The 20,050-nt window shown below is 39.8% G+C and carries 17 protein-coding genes; 1 reads left to right on the plus strand and 16 read right to left on the minus strand.

Annotated elements, in window-relative coordinates:
- Positions 1-34: 34 nt before the first annotated feature.
- From ACZ5B7_RS18540 to ACZ5B7_RS18600, 13 genes are all read right to left on the minus strand, one after another.
- The gene (locus ACZ5B7_RS18540; protein ID WP_464490509.1) at positions 35-913 is read right to left on the minus strand and encodes an SMP-30/gluconolactonase/LRE family protein; all 879 of its coding nucleotides are present in this window, start codon (positions 911-913) and stop codon (positions 35-37) included.
- A 64-nt stretch (positions 914-977) separates the two neighbouring features.
- Complete coding sequence (locus ACZ5B7_RS18545; protein WP_464490510.1) at positions 978-2,885, minus strand: sigma 54-interacting transcriptional regulator; 1,908 nt, start codon at positions 2,883-2,885, stop codon at positions 978-980.
- 106 nt (positions 2,886-2,991) lie between these two features.
- Complete coding sequence (locus ACZ5B7_RS18550) at positions 2,992-4,305, minus strand: TRAP transporter large permease (RefSeq protein WP_464490511.1); 1,314 nt, start codon at positions 4,303-4,305, stop codon at positions 2,992-2,994.
- Positions 4,306-4,343: 38 nt separating this feature from the next.
- Positions 4,344-4,802 carry a TRAP transporter small permease gene (locus ACZ5B7_RS18555; RefSeq protein WP_423798410.1) on the minus strand — a complete coding sequence of 153 codons (459 nt, stop codon included), beginning with the start codon at positions 4,800-4,802 and terminating at the stop codon, positions 4,344-4,346.
- A 157-nt stretch (positions 4,803-4,959) separates the two neighbouring features.
- Complete coding sequence (locus ACZ5B7_RS18560; RefSeq protein ID WP_464490512.1) at positions 4,960-6,024, minus strand: LLM class flavin-dependent oxidoreductase; 1,065 nt, start codon at positions 6,022-6,024, stop codon at positions 4,960-4,962.
- Positions 6,025-6,224: 200 nt separating this feature from the next.
- Positions 6,225-6,368, minus strand: a complete 144-nt coding sequence (locus ACZ5B7_RS18565) for a hypothetical protein (RefSeq protein WP_464490513.1) — start codon at positions 6,366-6,368, stop codon at positions 6,225-6,227.
- A 117-nt stretch (positions 6,369-6,485) separates the two neighbouring features.
- Complete coding sequence (locus ACZ5B7_RS18570) at positions 6,486-8,105, minus strand: long-chain fatty acid--CoA ligase (RefSeq protein ID WP_464490514.1); 1,620 nt, start codon at positions 8,103-8,105, stop codon at positions 6,486-6,488.
- Between the two features lie 102 nt (positions 8,106-8,207).
- The gene (locus ACZ5B7_RS18575; RefSeq protein ID WP_464490515.1) at positions 8,208-9,002 is read right to left on the minus strand and encodes an enoyl-CoA hydratase/isomerase family protein; all 795 of its coding nucleotides are present in this window, start codon (positions 9,000-9,002) and stop codon (positions 8,208-8,210) included.
- A gap of 37 nt (positions 9,003-9,039) precedes the next feature.
- Entirely contained in the window at positions 9,040-9,459 is a 420-nt protein-coding gene (locus ACZ5B7_RS18580) for a PaaI family thioesterase (RefSeq protein ID WP_464490516.1), read from the minus strand.
- A 59-nt stretch (positions 9,460-9,518) separates the two neighbouring features.
- Positions 9,519-10,751 (minus strand): acyl-CoA dehydrogenase family protein, encoded by a 1,233-nt coding sequence (locus tag ACZ5B7_RS18585; RefSeq protein WP_464490517.1) that lies wholly within the window; start codon positions 10,749-10,751, stop codon positions 9,519-9,521.
- Positions 10,752-10,782: 31 nt separating this feature from the next.
- Positions 10,783-12,906: an acetate--CoA ligase family protein gene (locus ACZ5B7_RS18590; RefSeq protein ID WP_464490518.1), complete on the minus strand. Its 2,124-nt coding sequence runs from the start codon at positions 12,904-12,906 to the stop codon at positions 10,783-10,785.
- A 417-nt stretch (positions 12,907-13,323) separates the two neighbouring features.
- Positions 13,324-14,385: a Gfo/Idh/MocA family protein gene (locus tag ACZ5B7_RS18595; RefSeq protein WP_464490519.1), complete on the minus strand. Its 1,062-nt coding sequence runs from the start codon at positions 14,383-14,385 to the stop codon at positions 13,324-13,326.
- A 244-nt stretch (positions 14,386-14,629) separates the two neighbouring features.
- Positions 14,630-15,604, minus strand: coding sequence for a Gfo/Idh/MocA family protein (locus ACZ5B7_RS18600; RefSeq protein ID WP_464490520.1), 975 nt, complete (start codon positions 15,602-15,604; stop codon positions 14,630-14,632).
- A 298-nt stretch (positions 15,605-15,902) separates the two neighbouring features.
- On the opposite strand from ACZ5B7_RS18600, the gene ACZ5B7_RS18605 reads away from it, so the two are divergent.
- Positions 15,903-16,676 (plus strand): IclR family transcriptional regulator, encoded by a 774-nt coding sequence (locus ACZ5B7_RS18605; protein ID WP_464490521.1) that lies wholly within the window; start codon positions 15,903-15,905, stop codon positions 16,674-16,676.
- 209 nt (positions 16,677-16,885) lie between these two features.
- Here ACZ5B7_RS18605 and ACZ5B7_RS18610 read toward each other — a convergent pair whose 3' ends face one another.
- The 3 genes from ACZ5B7_RS18610 to ACZ5B7_RS18620 form a co-directional block, all read right to left on the minus strand.
- On the minus strand, positions 16,886-17,278 hold the full coding sequence (locus ACZ5B7_RS18610; RefSeq protein WP_464494526.1) for a VOC family protein: 393 nt from the start codon (positions 17,276-17,278) through the stop codon (positions 16,886-16,888).
- Between the two features lie 837 nt (positions 17,279-18,115).
- Positions 18,116-18,865 (minus strand): SDR family NAD(P)-dependent oxidoreductase, encoded by a 750-nt coding sequence (locus tag ACZ5B7_RS18615; RefSeq protein ID WP_464490522.1) that lies wholly within the window; start codon positions 18,863-18,865, stop codon positions 18,116-18,118.
- A 333-nt stretch (positions 18,866-19,198) separates the two neighbouring features.
- Positions 19,199-19,945: an SDR family NAD(P)-dependent oxidoreductase gene (locus ACZ5B7_RS18620; protein ID WP_464490523.1), complete on the minus strand. Its 747-nt coding sequence runs from the start codon at positions 19,943-19,945 to the stop codon at positions 19,199-19,201.
- Between the last annotated feature and the right edge of the window lie 105 nt (positions 19,946-20,050).

Raw genomic sequence — 20,050 nt, forward strand, 5'->3', positions numbered from 1 at the left:
ACCAGGACCTCCCATCCTATAAAATATTAATCCTTCAAACAAGTTTAGCAGGAACCTCCACTTCTACTATTTCTATTTTTCCGGATTTCAACTGAAACGAATCAACAGGGTCGGAGGTTTGTGCGGTGCAACAGTAAAGGGTCCTTCCTTCTTTTCCACCTAGGGCAACAGCATAACAGTTTTGGCTTGTTTGAACTTTATCTGTTATCTCTCCCCCTTCTATCACCCGATAGACCGTGGATTCGATTGGATTAGATACCCAAATCGCTCCTTCTGAGTCAATGCAAATGCCGTCTGGATAAATATTTTCAAATTGAGCCCATACCCGCCGATTAACGAGGGTTCCGTCGTCCTCAACATCAAATGCGGTCAAACGATTACCATACGTCTCTGCGATCACCATTGTTTTTCCATTATTGGTCAAAACAGTCCCATTTGGAAAAACCATGTTTTCGGCAACAACCTTTACATTTCCATCCGGCTCGATACAAGCGATAGCAGCAGTCGGCAGTTCCATATTTTTTAACGTTTCCCTGCCGTACTTTTTGGCTAGAGCGGAAAGATTTCCGCCGAAATTTCCAACATAGGCCCTTCCTGCTTTGTCAACAAGCATGTCATTGCAATGGTAAGTGGCAATAGGATTCAAATCTGCGTGTTCTGTTAGCTCTCCGTTATTTTCCAAGCAGTAAACTTTTCGATTCAGCATAGATACGACAAGCAGCCTTCCATCAGGGAGCCATCCCAAGCCCGATGGTTGATCATCTAATTGGCAAACCGTTTCGACTTCTCCGGAGTCAATACCAGCCTTCAACACCCGTTTGCTAAAAAAATCAGAAAACCAGAAGTAACCATTATAGAATCTAGGGCCCTCACTAAAGGTTAATCCGGTCACAAAGTCCGTCGTTTCGTTCACACTTTAAACCTCATTTCACTAGATTATTGTAAGTAGACACAATTTTTCGAAATTTCAACACATATTAATCTGGCTGATTCAGTTTCCTCCATAAAGTACTGCGGCTGATGCCTAATAATTTTGCTGCCTCGATCTTGCTTCCATTAGCTGCATTTAGAGCTTCATAGATTTGCTTTTTTTCCACTTGTTTGATTACATCTTGAAATGTATCTTGTTCCCCCATTTCTTCTTGAAGAACAATACTATTTTCCTCTATTGCTTCACGGAGATTTCGCAGCAATTCTTTCCTTGTTACCATAAAAGGATGTTCTAAGTAAGCAAACATTCTTTCCAAAGTATTTTCCAATTCTCTTATATTCCCCTGCCACTTATGCTGAGACAATATATAAGCGATCTCTTTACTATTTTCATTGATTAATTGAGCAAACTGCGGATAGTGTTTCGTTGTAAAGAACTTCACCAAAGGTTCAAGGTCAGATAACCTGTTCCTTAATGGCGGAAGATACAAATTTAGGACAGCAATTCGATAATATAAATCCGTACGAAATTCATTATTTTTTACCTTGTCGATCAAATTTACATTTGTTGCTGAAATAACCCTGACATTAACAGGAATGGGGGTCGTGCTGCCAACACGCATGACCACTTTCTCTTGGAGAACCCTAAGAAGCTTCGCCTGCATGCTTAAAGGAATTTCTCCAATCTCATCTAAAAACACAGTCCCATTATGGGCTTTTTCAAAGAGTCCTGGTTTTCCCCCTTTTTTTGCTCCCGTAAACGCCCCTTCGATATATCCGAAGAATTCAGATTCAAGCAGGTTATCAGGTACTGCAGCACAGTTGATGGCAATAAAAGGTTGGTCCTTCCTGTAGCTTTTATTATGGATGCTTTGGGCAAACAATTCCTTCCCTGTACCGCTTTCACCAAGAATTAAAACATTCGAATCAGTCCTGGAAAATTTGATTGCCTTTTTGATTGTCGTTACTATTCCTTGGCTTGCACCAACGATGTCTTCAAATTGGTATTCAGCAGTATTGGGTTTGCTATACATTTTTCGTCTAATCCTGTTTCCGCTTTCTTGAACGGCATTAATATCAGAAAAAATACCAACCATCCCATCAAAATGTTGGTCTACAACAATCGGAAATGTACTCAGCAAGAAATTCTTGTCTTTATAGGAGACAATTTGTTCCTTTATCCCCTTTTTCCATTCAGTATTACCAATACCTTTTGTGTCAACAAGAATTTCTTTTACATGTAATCCACGCAGTTCCTTTTCCTCAATTCCAAGGAGAGTAGTAGCTTTGCGGTTGACATTGACGATATGTCCCGTATCGCTGGAGATAATTACACCTTCATTAAAATTCTCCATGATATAATTTTCTCTTTGAGAATTTCTTTTTTCTTCAAAACGGGCATTTAAAATACCTAAAGCAATATCAACCGCCAGATTAATGCTTTCTTCACCGAACCAGACAATTCCATGCATTCCATTTTCTTTCGCAAGTCCGGTAATCAACCCCGCACCAATTACGACAGACTGGCGATTTTCCTTAAGCTGTGCGATGATTGCCTCGGCTTCTTCCCATGTTTCGTACGTATATTGATGAATCTTGACTTGAAATAGCGATTCAAATTGGTCTATTTTTCTATCAATTATATAATCATTAAAATTGATTAGATTGACTTCATTGCTGTATTGGCATCCTTTTTGAATAGCATCTAGGAAATCGTTGACTTGCAGCCTGATAGGAACGAATTGCCCTCGATCATTTTGGTCTTTAAAAACTTTGTAAATTGCTGAACCACAAATAACAACATCTTCATTCGTGATGATATTCTTGTTATCAAGTATACACTGACCTTCCATTGATTCTATGACGAGCCCTTTTATTGACTTATTTTTCTTTTCTATTGCCCTTTTGATTAGGTCATCCAATGGCGCTGAGCCTGATATAATAAGTCTTGCCATTTTCTATCCTCCCAAGATTCCCCTTAACTTTGCCAAATTTCATCTAATTTTTGACTACAACATTTATTATACAACTTGTAATCAAAACATTCTGAATAAAAAGAAACTATTTAACTGAGGTCGGCAAGAACAAGGCTATTTCAGGGAAAATATACAGTAATGCTATTAACACTATAATCGGAATGACAAAGATGATGGCACCTTTAAATATACTGACTAAATCCAGTTCTTTTACGACTCCATTCAACACATAACAGTTCATTCCCACCGGAGGAGTGATTAGGGCCATTTCTACTACTAAAACAATAATGACGCCAAACCAAATCAAGTCAAACCCAAGTGCTTCAACTAATGGGAGTATAATTGGAATCGTAACAACAACCATTGAGAGGGAGTCCATGACACAGCCAAGCACCATGTACATGAGAATAATAAGGATAAAGATCACCGCTGCGGATAAATCTCTCGAGAAAAGGAAGTCTGAAATCATCTGCGGAACTCTAGTTATCATCAAAAAATAGTTTAAGATAAATGCCCCCATGACGATGGCAAAAATAAATCCTGTCGTTTTAATCGTTTCATAGACAGTAGCCGTAATCTTCTCTTTCGTTAATTTCTTGCGGGCAAAGCCAATCGCAAATGCACCAAGAGCACCAACTCCGGCAGATTCTGTCGCGCTGAAAAATCCGACGTACATACCGCCAATAACAATTATAAACAAAACGACGATCCAAACAGTGGGTTTTAAAGAGCTAAACTTCTCTTTCCAGCTGATCTTTTCCTCATCTTTTGTCTTTACATGATGGTTTGGATTGATAAATATTGCGATAGAAATCGCCAACATAAATAAAAGAGTTAACAAAATCCCGGGAATAATCCCTGCAATTAGCAGTTTCCCAATCGATTGTTCAGTCATCATCCCATAGACGATAAACATTGTACTTGGTGGAATCAAAATTCCGAGTGTTCCTCCGGCTGCTATGGACCCGCCTGTTAAGCTTTTGCTATATCCGGCATTTAACATTTCTTTTGCAGCCATGACTCCCATCGTTCCAGTTGTGGCCAAGCTGGAACCGGATGCAGCAGCAAACATGGCGGAAGCCCCGACTGTGGCAATACCTAATCCGCCTTTTAATTGGTTAAGCCAGTTCCGAAAGGCCGTAAACAGTTCCGTTGTCAGGTCTGAATAATATAATAACTGTCCCATCAGGACAAATAGGGGGATTGTACTTAACGTATAAGAAAAGCTTTGTTCCCAAACATTGGTATTAACAACAGAAAACAGGGTTTCCCATCCTCTTAAATACGCAATCCCTAAACATGCCGGAACGGCCATCGAGACTGCAATAGGAACCCGGAGAAACATCAGGACAAAAACCGCGATTATGACAATAATACTTACAGCAGAAATGGACAACATAGATCACTCCTTTATCTAATCCTTCATTGAAAATTTTCTTAGTCGATGAATTTTTTATTTGCAAATTTCTTGATGATTTCTAAACACCAGGCTGCAAATCCGATAATCAATAAATATTTAAAAGGATATAAAGGAATTTTTAAGAGCAAGGAGGTTGTTGAATATTCCATCTTTTCAATAAAAACCCAAATTACAAGGAGGCTGAAAACTAATGTAATCAATTTCCCGATTATTCCCAATATATTTTGAAGGAATAAAGGCAATTTCTCCGTCAAAATCCCGATCGATATGTGGGAGTTTTCCGATTCCGTAAAGGCCAGTGATGCAAAGATGATGACAGCCATAAGAAATTGAACAATTTCGATATCACCGATAATGGGAACGCCGATTGTCCTTGATACAGAAAAACAAAAGACAAGTGCCACCATCAGCAAGAGGCCGACATAAGCAATCCATTTATTAATATCCGTGATATATTTAATGATTTTTTCAATCAAAGTATCAAATCCCCTTTCTATTCATTCTTCATTAATAAGGGAAAGATTGTATGCTTCAAAAAAGGGGCCAGCCGGTTCCAATCATTTCACCAAGAATTTTCCGACAGCCCCTATCATGCTGCATCCTTCTATTTTGCGAATTATTCCAGCAACGACTTTAAATTTTTTGGTAAGCTTCTACATTGCAGAAATAAGGCATTACCTCTTTGGAGAACAAATTCATCGATTTAATCACCCGATCATTAGGCTGACCGCCGATATTCATCCAACAAATAATGTTATTCAGCCCTGTTTCTTCGCGGAATTTCTCAATATCTTTCCGAACCTTTTCAGGCGAACCGACAATCGCGTTTTCGGATTTGAGGAATTCATTATAATCAAGTACTTTATCCCTCTGAACCACACCGAACACTGGACGATTATCCCGTTCAGACATATACCACATTAATCCCTCTTCAAATTCTTCATACGCCTGTTCATCCGTTTCGGCAACATAAACGAAAAGGAGCTTGCCTGATCGGGCCATAGCTTCATTTACGTATTCCTCCGAGTATCCAGCAGCAAGGGCCGTTTCTTGGTACAAATTGATTTTATGGAGAGTATCATCGTTTTTGATGCCGCCTAAAACAAACGAGTAGCCATCTTTTGCAGCATTGATAATGGAGGCGTCATTTCCAGAAACCATCACGAAGAGCGGCGGGCCAGGCTGTTGAATTGGCCTTGGATTAATTGGAATATCATTGAAATTATAAAATTTGCCTGAATAAGAAATTCTCGGATTATATAATGCTGCTTTTAAAATATCTAGAGATTCTTCGAACCTAGCATGTCTCTCATCGAAATCCACATTGTAAGCATCAAATTCTAATTTGTCATACCCTTTCCCAACTCCCACATAAAGCCGGCCGTTACTGATGACGTCAACTAAAGTCATTTCTTCAGCCAGCTGCATTGGATGGTGCAAAGGTAATCTGGCTACGGCAGATCCTAGTTTAATTCTTTTTGTCTGGGCAGCCGCAGCAGCTAAGTAAACGGTTGATGAAGTGACAACCCCGTAGTCTCTGGCATTGTGTTCAGCCATCCAGGCACTGTGGAAGCCAAGTTCATCTGCCACTTTGATTTGCTCCAAACCGTTTCTTAATTCTTCGTCTTCCGATTTAAAAGGTGATTTTGAATTCAGGAAAAATAGACCAAAGCTCATTTCATTTTTGTGATTTGTCATATTAACATTCCTTTCAAAATTTATTAGTTGTTTAGTATAAATAAAGAATTTAAACCTCCACTTTCGAACTAATCATTTTTCACCTGAATGGATAGCTCAGCTGAAAACCCTTACAATAGGAAAATCTCTAAACATATCAATTGGACATTTTCAGACAAAATCCCTTTAAAAGCTACAATAAATTGCATGGGTCTTCTTTACTAAAGTGGGAAAGTTCTCTTTGCTTTTAATAATGCAAATATTGTGCCAATTTTATTAATAATCGCTTTTAATCTGTTAAACCCTGCATGAACCGCTGCAGTTTCTATACATTTCAGGAAAAAGCCTCCTGTTAAAACAAACATTCTATCCATCCAAATAATTGCTATGTGCCACGTTGTAAAATAAAACGTTTCAAAATTGAAACATATTGAAACATGTTGAAACCTTTGAAACAGCTTAAAACATTTGAAACTCAAAAGTTATTCTTTTACAAAAAAGTTCTCATATTCCTCGCGAAGCTTCCTTTTTAGGAACTTGCCAACACCTGTTTTCGGTACCTCCTGGATAATTAGAACCTCGTCCGGCAGCCACCATTTTGCAAACTGCGGTGCTAGATATGCAAGCAAATCATCCCTTGTCACCTTTTCTTTAAAATGATCGTGTAAAACGACAAAAGCTACAGGCCGTTCCTGCCATTTCGGATGGGGAATCGCAATGACCGCTGCTTCAAATACAGCTTCGTGGGTCATAAGCGCATTCTCTAGCTGGACAGACGAAATCCACTCTCCACCGCTTTTGATCAAATCTTTCGTTCTGTCTACTATTTTGATATACCCTGCCTCATCAACCGTTGCAATATCCCCGGAATAAAGCCAGCCATCCTTTACCGCCTCTGCCGTTTGCTCCGGCTTTCTATAGTAATGATCGGTAATCCATGGCCCCCTAAAGAGGACCTCTCCCATCTCTTCTCCGTCCATTTTTACTTCGCCTGACTCATTTATGACATTAATATCTATCAAAGGCACTGGTATACCCTGCTTAGTCAGCTGGTTGATTTTTTCTTCTGTTGATAGATTTTGATGATAGCTTTTTAGTTTGCTGACTGTAGCAACTGGACCTGTTTCAGTCATCCCGTAAGCATGCATGACTGGCACATTGTATTTTTCCATAAATGTGGTAATAATCCCTTTCGGTGGCGCCGACCCGCCGCATAGGATATAACGCAGGCTGGATAAATCATAACTCTTTCTGTTTAATTCATTTAGAACCCCGATCCAGACAGTCGGTACACCCGCCGTTAATGTTACACGTTCAGACTCTATCAATTGCAAGAGTATTTGCGAAGTAAAGTTTGGACCCGGCAATATTTGGGTTGTGCCAAACCATACGGATGCAAAAGGAAATCCCCATGCGTTTACGTGAAACATTGGTACTACATGCATCGCCAGATCTTCTTCAGACAGTCCCATCGTATCTGTAAGACCGAGCATTAAGCTATGCAATACGATACTTCGATGAGTAGATAATACACCCTTTGGATTTCCGGTCGTTGCCGAAGTGTAACACAGTCCAGCAGCGTCATTTTCGTCTATATCATCTGGAAAAGAGAAACTATTATCACCGGTTGCAATGATCGATTCATAGTTATAGAGAGGTTTTTCCGAAGATTGGGAAAGCTCACCGTCTTCCGACATGATGATAATCGCCTTTACTGTAGGAATTTTATCGATTATGCTCTCAATTAACGGAAAAAGCCCTTTATCGACAAGCAGGATCTTATCTTCGGCATTGTTGATGATATATGCCAGATGATCGGGAGAAAGCCTGATATTGATTGTATGCAACACTGCTCCCATACTTGGAATGGCAAAATACGCCTCCAAGTGCCGGTGATCATTCCAGGCAAATGTCCCCACCCGGTCACCTTTTTTTACTCCTAGCATTTGCAAGACACTTGCTAAAGAACGGGTTCTTTTAGCAAATTCCTCATAGGTTAAGCGGACAATGCCTTTTTCAGTTCTAGAAATAACTTCTTTCTTCGAAAAGTACTTTTCTGCCCTGTACAGAAGTTTGTCAATTGTCAGCCGCGTCTCCATCATAAACATCCCTCCCTGTTTTATTGGCTTTTTGGGGAGAAAAATGCTCGAAGCACTTAATCCCCCAATGTTTAATAGACTGCTATTTTTTAAATATATTTCTTGTTACACTTCCTGGCTGTTAAACCATTCAATTGTGCCTTTTAAGCCTAGTTCATTGATTTTACGGTACATTAGCTTGATACCTTCAGCAGTATGGATAATCGCATCTTGTTCGGGTCCATACATCAAACCGGTACGGAACCCTTGTAAATCCATAATCCGATTATGGGCCATTTTCTTCAGCTTCAGTACATCTGCCGGAGTTCTAGCAATGCCTCTTGCTATTTTAAGCGTTTCTTCCTCGAGACAATCTGCATCAAAACACTCTGCTGCAAACCCGTATTGCACAGCTTTTTCTCCACTTATCCGGCTCCCTGCAGTCAGGTCTAACATTTTTGCACGCTGCGGTCCAACATGCCAGCCCCAATAGATGCCGACAAATCCACCACCAAGAGGCAGGGATGGGAAACCAAATTGGGCCTTCTTATCAGTGATGACAATATCGCAGCAAGCCAGCATTTGGGTTCCGCCCGCTAAAGCAAATCCTTGAACCTGCGCAATGACCGGCTTCGGATATTCCCAAAGTCTAATCCAGCGCCTTGTGCATTCTTCCAAGTAATCTCTGTCCTCCGTGACGCTTGGCTCCCTGTATTTTCCAACGTCGTAGCCTACGCTGAAAGCCCTGCCATTTCCTTTTATGATTAACACACTGATATCCTGGTCTTTTTCAAGCTCGTCAAGGGCCTTGTCGAAGGCTTGGAACAGCTCCCTGCTTAGTGCGTTTAATTTTTCCGGTCGATTTAAAATTACGTAGGCAATTCTTCCTTTTTTCTCAATGAGGACTAATTGTTCTTCCATATAGATTCACCAATCTTTCTTTTTAATAGTTGACCATTCATTTCTTTGTGATTTCTTTTAAAACATACGTCGCCCTGCCAGTAGCCAGCAATTTTCCATTTTCGTCCTTGATATCTCCGACCCCTACTGCCAGCTGTTTGCCTCTGTTAATGACTCTGCCTTCCGCAAAAATTCTTCCTTGTGTGGCCGGCCGAAAAAAGTTGATGTTTAGCTCCGCGGTTAAACTAATCATATGATCAGGCATTTCGCTCCTTACTGCCGAACCAATGACCGAATCTATTAATGTAGTAATCACACCGCCGTGAACCATTCCTGCCCCTTGCAGCAATTGGTCCTGTACTGCCAAGGATAAAGTTGCGGTTCCATCACCAATATCCTCAATTTGAAGACCGATTAAATCCCGAAACCGATTATTTTTCATCCATTCTTCTTCACGAAGAACCAATTCATTTTTCATAGCAAACTCCCTAAATTGATTTTTTTATCGGTGAATGTCCCAATCTGTCCAAAAAACGATTAGAATGCTAAATCTCCGCTTAGTAAACTTTTTGCAATAGTTCGGCGGTGGATTTCTGAGGTGCCATCTGGAATTCTTACAATCCTTGCCAGGCGGTATCCCTGCTCTAATCCAAGTTCATTGGAAATCCCTACCCCACCATGGATTTGCATGGCCCGATCATAAACGCGTCCCATCATTTCCGTACAAAAAGCCTTTACCATTGAAATTTCCTTACGAGGTTGTTTTTTACTATTTTCAATCTTCCAGGCACAGTTAAGGGCCATATTTCTGGCTGCATAAATATCCATAGCAGATTCTGCAAGCATGGCTTGAATCATTTGATGTTCTTTAATTGGCTTTCCAAAGGTTTTGCGAATTTCTGCATACTCAACTGCCTTCTTTAAAGCCCATTGTGCTGAACCGATACATTTTCCACTCATACCAAGTCTTCCAGTGTTAATTCCATTTATGGCGATTGAGAAGCCAAAGTCCACTTCCCCAATGACGTTTTCATCTGGCACTCGGAGATTATCGATGCTAATAATACATGCCTCTCCTCCCAGCTCGCCCATGACCGGAATTACTGAATCTACTGAGAACCCTTCTGATCCTGTTTCAACGAAGAAGCAGGTAATGCCGCCTTTTCTTTGCGCTTTCAAGTCCGGATTTGTCACGGCAAACAGCATACAATAATCAGCGTGGGCAGCATTTGTAATCCATTGTTTGCTGCCGTTGATGACCCATTCATTTCCTTCTTTTACGGCATTCGTTTTAATGCTCCATACATCTGATCCTGCATCCGGTTCCGTTAAACCAAAGCAAAGAGTTTTTTCCCCAGAACGGATTCCATCTAAATATCTCTCTTTCAATTCCTCTTTTAAGCCGGTTAAAATTGGTGATAAACCGTTGGTAAATGGTGACGGGATGACGATTGGATCAACCAATTTATTGAATGGATACGAAATATTAATTGCCTCTTGGACGAGCAATGCTGTCATTGGCCCGAGTTGTTCTCCGCCAAGCTCTTCTGCACCAAACATCGTATAATAGCCCGCTTTGGCCGATTCCATCCGAACAATCTTCCGTAATTCCTCCACTTTAGGGTGGTGGCGTCCATCTTCCGTGTAGTAGTTCCGTTCATTGTATAAAAGCTCATGATTTTCCTTTTCTAGTGGTAATACTACCTTTTCAATAAATTGTTTTAACCCTTTAATAATTTCTTGTGTTTCCTCTGGAATTGTAAAATCCATGTTCTTTCACTCCTAAATTTATAATCTATTATTATTGAATATTTGAAAGTGATTTCTTCTTTAAAGTGATCAGGGCATCCGCAACGGTTACGCCCTCCCCTTCTGCATGTACCATGATTGGATTTAGATCGATTTCCTCAATCTCATCATGGGTGGAGATGAATTGGCTGAACTTTGCAACTACTCTGCTCAATGCTTTCAGATCCCGAGGTGCTGACCCGCGAAAACCTTTTAATAAGGCCTTGCTGCGAAGTTCACCCAGCATTTCTTCCGCGGTTTCCTCAGAAATAGGAGCCTTTCGCATAACTGCATCTTTGTACACCTCTATATGAATTCCGCCTAAACCGACGAGAATCATCTGCCCGAAAACAGGGTCCTGATTCGCTCCGATGAACATTTCCACAGAATCCTTTGACAGCATTTCCTGGACTAGAATACCTTCGAAAACTGCATTTTCAACTTGGCTTATTTGCTGCTTAATAAAGTTAAATTTCTCTTCGAGTTCTTCTTCGTTCGTTATGTTTAGTTGGACGAGCCCTTTGTCACTCTTATGCAAGATTTGCGGAGACATCCCTTTAAGGGCAACAGGATACCCTATTTCTCTTGCCATTATTTTTGCCTCTGCAAGTGTTGCAGCAAGTTGTTCTTTCGTGATAGGAATTCCGATTTGTTTAAGTATTTCTTTACTTTTATGTTCTGTCAGCACGGAAGGAAGATTGTCAAATGACAGTCCATTCATTCCGTCCATTCTAGCAGTCTCGGATTCTTCCTTATAGAATTGGCTGAAATATTTAAGAGCCTTCATGGCATTTACCGCCCGGGAAGGATCCTCGATGACGGCTAACCGGTTTTCCATAAACGATTTTTTCGAATCCTCCGAATTAAGCGAAACAGTGATAATCGGAGTTTCTTTATACTTTTTGGCAATGTTAGAAACGGATCGGATGTGGTTTTGTGCATGTTCCGGATACAGTCCGCTAAAGGCTAGGAAAACGATGGCAGAGTCGTACTCTCCGCTGGAAAGAACAATTTCCATAAAATCTTGCAATAAGTCTTGCCTAGTATTTAATTGTGCGGTTGTATCAATCGGATTTTTCACACCGGCAATCGGAAGAAGATCACTAAGCTGCTGCTGCACTTCAATGGAAGGCTCCGGTACAGTTAACGATGCTTCCGTCAATTGGTCAGCTAACAGAATGCCAACTCCCCCCGAGACTGTAAAAATAGCCGTTTTATCTCCTTTTGGGAGCGGAAGCATGGAGCAAGCGTAGGCTGCATCGATAAATTCTTCAATCGTTTCGGCACGGTATACTCCATATTGTTTGGCAATAGCATTAAACACTTGATCTGATCCAGCTAAGGAACCTGTATGGGAGAGGGCCGCCCGCTGACCTGCATTCGTTTTTCCAACTTTAAAGGCAATGACTGGCTTTTTCTTTTCCGCTGCCAATTTAAAGGCATTGATCAACTTATTTCCATCTTTAATGCCTTCCATATAGCAGGCGATTACATCTGTATCCGGATCTTCCGCAAGGAATTCAATACAATCCGCCACATCGATATCGCATTCATTTCCAGTTGCAACAAAATGGCTAAAACCGATAAAATTTTGCCGTGCCAGCGTAAAAACGTGAGAACCAAATGCCCCGCTTTGGCTGACAAAACCTATATTGCCTTTAAGGGGCGTTTGCTTTTCCAAGATGGTTGAAAAGGTAGCGAATACCCCAGACTTAAGGTTAAACATTCCAAGTGTATTGGGTCCCAGTATCCTAATACCGCTCTTCTTGGAAATCGCCGTCATTTCTTCTTGCAGTTTCCTTCCCTCTTCACCGATTTCCGAAAAGCCGGAGCTAAAGATAACTGCTGCCTTTACCCCTTTTTCAGCACATTGTTTTAATACGTTGACGACCAATTTGCTGGGCAGTGAAACTATCGCTAAATCGATTTCTTCTCCAATGTCTAAAAGGCTGGAATAGCACTTCAAACCAGCTATTTCGTTGTAATTTGGATTTATCGGAAAAATTTGGCCTTTATAGCCATTTCTTTGTAAATAATTTAAGGGTCTCCCGCCCAATTTATTGCTGTCAGGACTTGCCCCGATAATCGCGATACTCTTGGGTTGAAAAAGAGCCTCTAAACTTTTCTGTGAAGCCATTCGATTACTCCTCTCTATTTGAAATTAAGGTCTTTGCTTATATACTTGCAAAAATCGTGCCAACCTTAAATTTCTTAATAAAACCCAGCAAATTCTGCATATTCCTCACAAAATGGTAAGATTTTTTTAAGACTATTCATTTGATGTTTCATCTTTGAAACATAAGAGTTCCAAAACTAACACTGAATATGGCCATTGGAATTAATTTAGATTTTTTAAGGTTATGGAAAACAATAAAAAAAGCCTAATTCCTCCGTGTTAAAAGGAGAAATCAGGCACTAGTTACTTCATATTTTTTATTTGTCTAATATACGAAGGGGATTGTAATATTGCAAAACAATTTGAAGAAATAACGGTAAAATTGGCTATAGAGAAAGGAGCTAATCCAAGCTCCTTTCTTTTTATCTATATTAGTTATTAATATTTAACATCTACAGGTTGACCTGTCCGTGCGGATTGATAAATAGCTAAAATAATTTTTAGTGGTTTTATTCCTTCTTCACCATTCACAAGTGGTTCTCTATTTTCCTGAATCGCATTCATCATATCGATAAACTGAAAACGATGGGAAGCACCATCAAGGGCTGCAGGGTCTACAGAAGCATAATTTCGATCTCTTCCATTATGATTTTCGACGGCAGCTAAGTTGAGGACTTCCGCTTCATTATTTGGATTACGCAGATAATGCTTCAGTAATTGGTCATTCTCAATCACGGCTGTACCATTTGTTCCGATTATCTCCAAGCGGGCTGACAGACCAGGATATGCAGCTGTAGTTCCCACAATGGTTCCTAACCCGCCATGTTTAAATTTTACCGTGGCAACGGCCACATCCTCCACTTCAATTCCTTCATGAGCTAATATAGCTGTATGTGCATATACACTTTCCACCTCTCCCATAAAGTACTGAAATAAATCTATCGTATGAATGGCCTGATTGATTAATACGCCGCCTCCATTCATTTCCCATGTTCCCCGCCACTTACTAGTATCATAGTAGCTTTGAGGACGATACCAATTCACAGCCGCTTGCCCTAGCACCATTTTTCCGAATCGTCCTGAATCAATATCCGTTTTAATCTTCAAAGTTGATGAATCAAAGCGATGTTGAGAAATAACACTTAATTTAACATGATGCTCACGGCATACATTGATCATTTGCTGTGCCTTCTCAAGGGAAATATCCATTGGTTTTTCAACGATTACATGCTTTCCTGCCCGTGCAGCCTCTATCGCCATGTCAGCATGAGTGCCGCTTGGTGTAATAATCGATACAATATCAATATCTTTTCTCTTAAGCATTTCTTGATAATCTGTATACCAATCTGCACCGGCCTTTTCCGCAAGTGATTTTGCCTTATCCTCCTTACGGGAGTATACTGCAACCACTTTTGCTCCTTCAATCTCTGAAATTTGCTCATAATGCGTGGTACTGATTAGCCCTGATCCGACTATTGCAAACCCGAATTCCTTTTTCATTTTAACTGCTCTCCTTCAGACTAACTAACCAATTACTTTCTGTAATCATATTTATTAACATTTATATAATCGTAATAATCAACCACAATGCGGTACACATTTATCAATTATAGTTCATTGTAGTATTTTAAAAAAATAGTTACAATTTAGTCCTTTTTTAGCATTGTTTAACCGTATACAGAAATAAAAAACGCTAATCCTCAGGATGGGTCGCTTAGTAAAAAATAAGATGTATTGTTCTCAGTTATCTTATTTCACCCATGACCCAGTTTGTTCTAGCACCGGTCTCTCCAGTACTTAGACACTGGCCGCTATCTTCTGTTAAGTCAGCCACAATCGTTTCTATAAGAGGTTGGTGAACGTGCTGCGGCATTTCAAAACTCCAATGCTCTGTCCCACTAGCCGTTGTCAAAACAATCGGCTCATTTCCAAAAGTGGAAAAGGTAATTTTTCCTTTACTGCCGACGATTTCATTCACATCCACATCTTCAAAAGCAGAAAAACACCAAATTCCTATGCCGTAAATTCCAGATTCAAATCGATAGGTACCTGTATAAATATCTTCTGCACGATAATTACCTGCTTGATTTGAAGCAAAACCTTGCACATCCTTTATAGGCCCAAGTAGAAAATCTAATAAATCAAGGGTATGACTGGCTAAATCAAATAACAGCCCCCCTCCGGAAATTTCAGGTTGAACTCTCCATGGGGAATTTTGTGAATCCAACACGTCTTCCGAAGCTTTTTGATACTGAGTTATTGATACGAAACGAACGTCACCAATCGCCTTATTTTCCAATAACTCTTTTATTTTAACAAATCGAGGCAGCGCCCTGCGGTAGTATGATACATATAAAGGAACGCCAGCCTCCTTGCAAGCAGCAATCATTTCATTGCATTCAGAAAAATTAAGCGCCATTGGCTTTTCTACATAAACAGGTTTACCTGCCTTTGCCACTTTAATGGTAAATTCTTTATGTGAACTCGGTGGTGTAGCAATATAGACGGCATCGACATCTGGATCATTAATAAGTGCTTCGGCATCATCGTACCATTTTGGCACATTGTGTCTTTCCGCATAATCTTTCGCTAGTTCTCCCGTTCTCCGCATAACGGCCACCAACTCTGAATTTTTTATTTTCTGAAATGCCGGTCCACTCTTCACTTCCGTCACATCACCGCATCCAATAATTCCCCAACGAACTTTTCCAAATTTCATGGCAGTTTTCTCCTTCATTTGTTATAAATTTTAATTTTTACAGGTTTCACTGTTGCAAATGGAAACGATCCTTGATTACATTTTTTTAATAACATTTTTAAAGAATGACCACATTGTGGTACACTTGTACTGTTAAGTGGATATCTTTAGTATAGGAAATTTTTAAAGCACATGTCAATAAAAAGTATCGAATCCAAGGAATGACTTTATCTGAGACAATTTTTTTACCTTTTTTTACTGATGGATTACGAATTTTCGTTATAATAGAATGGATTGATTCTGAAAGGAGTTTATACTTTTGAACAACGATAAACAGGAGCAAACGAAACCATCTAGTGTTCAAGTCATCTCTCGCGCGGCAAAAATACTAAGGGCTCTTAAAGAACATCCAAAAGGGTTAAGCCTTTCCCAAATTGCCAAAGAAGTGGGCCTTGCTCGGTCAACGGTTCAAAGAATCGTAACTGCCCTGGAGGAGGAAAGATATGTTGCAGCCGCCTCTGTTCACGGCGGTTTCTGTCTTGGACCTGAGATCGCGATGCTTGCAGCCGCGGTCCATAGTGATTTAAAAGAAGAAATCAGGCCATTTTTAATTCAACTATCTTCTCAAATCAATGAAACAGTAGATCTCTCAATATTAAATAATGGGAAGGTGTTTTTTGTGGATCAAATTGTCGCTCCGCATCCATTGCAAGCGACTTCACAACCCGGTGTATCTTTTCCATTACATTGTACGGCGAACGGAAAGGCAATACTGGCCTCCTTGCCTATTGCTGAGGTTGAAAAAATGTTACCGGAACACCTGCAAAAGTACAATGATCATACAATTACGACCCGGGATGAACTGTTAAAGGAGTTAAAAGTTATCCGTCAAGAGGGTGTTGCTTTTGCCAGAGAAGAGCACATTCGTGGCATTTGTGCAGTGGGAGCAGCTATTTTTGACCGCATGGGAAATTTATGCTCTATCTCGATCCCTCTTCCATCTATTCGTTTTTATGGCAATGAAGAGAAATTGGCGGCCGCCCTCCTCAGTACATGTCAAACAATTAACCAACACTTTAATATAAAACAATGAGAATGAACATCGTTGCGAGATGGGGAAAACGAACATTTCGTATTAAAACGGGGTGTGGGATTACTGGGGAACAAGCGTCCTCTTCCATCTCTTTACTTATGGTGAAAATTCTTCATTTATAAAGGCTGTATGTAATTAAAAATCAGGCGGCATTCACTTAAATGGATGACGCCTGGGGCTAAATAAGGATAGGTAAGCTCTTTCCTTTATTAGGATCTCATATGTAGTGATTCTGGATGCATTTCCATAAACTCAAGCCAGTTTCCATCGGGATCTATTACCCAGAATTGGTAGTTCAAAGCTCTTCCTTGTGAAATTTCTTCTGCTAAATGTACTCCCTTTTTCTTCAATTGGTCTGCCGTTTCGTTAATGTCATCCACCTCAAAACATATATGTTCCGCTCTGTCTCTAACACCCTCGACACCCCCATAAAACAATTCAATGAAACACCCCTCTGCCACCTTTACATATACAATCCACGGTTCACCATTTGGTTGATTCAATTCAAACGCTTTCTTAAAACCGAGCTTATTGCAATAAAAATCCAATGAACGTTCCATATTTACTACATGAAATGCTTTGTGATTAATCCCTTTAATCATCATCTATCACACCTTTTTTTAAATTTTACTTTGCATCGTTAAATTTTTTTATTCAAATTGGCTTGCCATTAAGGCCACCCTCCTACTATAATAACTCCCTATTTGCTGAGATTTAAAGAAATTTCAATAGATACACCTGCACTTTAAGTAAAGAACACCCTTTAAACAAAAGGAGCTTAAAGCTACTTTTAATTTATATCCTTCATTTTCTAGCCTTTCTTTTTAGAACAATGGGCAGATAAATGGTTATAAAATAAAAATACCTCTTCATTTTTAATTTAGGGAAAAACATACTGGGATCACAATGTGTTTTTTATAGTTATATCAAGGCTTATTGCTGCTTTTTCCAAAATCACAAAATTGAACTTACTCCAGATTCCAATACAGTCACGTTAAGCCTCTTTACCCAACCAAATCTTTGTATAGATAATAAAACGGTCACATAGCCTTCTACGTGACCACCAATTCATATATTTATTTCATTATTAAACTGCAACTGGTGATAATTTCTTTGCAACTTCTTTTACTTTTTCTAATCCTTCAGCAATAATCGTTTCAGCTTGAGCTGGCATTGCAGCATGACCTTCAATAAATATAAATAGCGGGATAAATCAAACTACAATTTATCCCCCTATTAGGTCCAATTTTAAACACGCAAAGGGATACAGCTACCATTCATATTGTAGTTGTATCCCTTTACTTCCTTTTGTATTATCATTTAATATTGTCCGTTGCCTCTTAGAGAACCTTATTGAATTAAGGTAGCAGAAATCGCCACATCCTCATGTTAATTAAGTAGAAACTAGGGTACAAACACAAGTGCCTTTTCAACTATCTTTATTGGGCAGTATACCCGCCATCTATGATTAATTCAGATCCAGTTACAAATCTGGACTCATCAGAAGCTAAATAAAGAGCACCATAGGCAATATCAATCGGTTTCCCTAAACACTTCATTGGGATTTTTTCACTCAAAAAGTGATTGCCGTTTTTGCCGCCCGACATGGCTGTTTCAATGACTCCTGGATGGATGGAATTAACGCGAATAAAGTCCTTAGCCAGCTCCAACGCAGCAGATTTGGTCATTAACCTGACGGCACCCTTTGATGCATGGTAGGCTGTACTCCCCGGAGTTCCAACCAAGCCTGATCCAGATGAAGTATTGATGATTGAACCCTTACCCGCCGTTCTCTTGATTAACTCTGCCCCATATTTCATGCCTAAAAAAGTGCCTGCCGAGTTAATGGATTGTATTTTTAAAAATTCTTCCATCGTTGTTTCTTCCAATCCATTTCTGCTCAAAATCGCTGCATTGTTTATAAGAATATCCAATTGACCAAATTCTGCTTCCGTTTTCGAGATGACTTCTTGCCAATCCTCTTCAACTGAGACATCATGTCTGATGCCAATTGCTTCTCCACCCTGCGCTCTGATGGCTTGGACAGTCTCTTGAAGTGCTTGTTCGTTAATATCAGTTACAACTACCTTTGCACCGTTTGTAGCAAATAATATGGCTTCCTCTCTGCCAATACCATTCGCAGCCCCGGTAATAATAGCGACTTTATCTTCTAATCTTTTTGCGGTCATCGCACTTATCCCCTACCCATCTTAACTATTAATGAACTATTTTCTAGGCTCTGTTATAACTGAATGTTGATTTTACTGTGTTTGAAAAATAAACGGAAAAATTCCGTTTAAATTGGGAAATGCCCTTCTTTCCTTAAAAATAAAGGAAGTTTTTCCGTTTATTTGATTCAAATCTTTGGATTTTGTCTTATTTAGAGCAGTTAATCGGAATTTCTTCGCTTATATTTGCTTGTTAAGCTTCCTCTTTATACATTAGCCGGAAATTCTCCGCCTATGAATTCTTGTACCTATACGAAAATTAACAATGAATATGAACAGAGCCATTTCGATACATTATTGGGCTGTAAAGCCGCCGTCGATCACTAGCTCTGTACCTGTTACAAATCGGGATTCATCGGATGCTAAATAAAGGGCACCATAGGCGATATCGATTGGTTCTCCTAAATGAGGCCAAGGTGTTTTATCTTTTAAGAAATGTTCACCGTTTTTCGCTCCGGACATGTTTGTTTCAATTACGCCGGGATGAATCGAATTCACTCGGATTAAGTCTTTTGCCAGCTCAAGCGCTGCGGATTTGGTCATGAGTCTTACAGCCCCTTTTGAAGCATGATAGGCCGTACTACTGGGACTGCCAACAATTCCGTACATGGATGATGTATTAATAATGGAACCGCCGCCAGTCTTTTTTATCAAATTAGATCCATATTTCATTCCCAAGAAAACACCAGTAGAGTTTATAGATTGGACCTTTTCAAATCTTTCCAAAGAGGTTTCCGCTAAGCCAACCCTTCCTCCGATACCGGCATTATTCATCAGAATATCTAATCCGCCCAGTTGTTCCTCTACAATCGAAATAACCTCTTTCCACTCATCTTCTTTGGAAACATCAAGTTTCAAGGAGATTGCCTCTCCTCCATTCTCATGGATGATCTGCAATGTTTCGTGAAGCCCTGCCTTGTCAATATCCGTTATCACAACCTTTGCCCCGTGTTGAGCGAATAAAACGGCTGTTCCTCTCCCAATTCCATTACCGGCTCCGGTAATCATAGCAATTTTATTTTCTAATCTTTTTAATGACATGATTCAGTCATCCTTTCAATCTATAAAAATTGGTTAGATTAATAATAAAAGAGGAGACTAGGAAGAAAACATTCCTAGTCTTGAAAGAAAATACTTTTTTACATA

It is taken from the genome of Neobacillus sp. S1115, assembly GCF_055385565.1.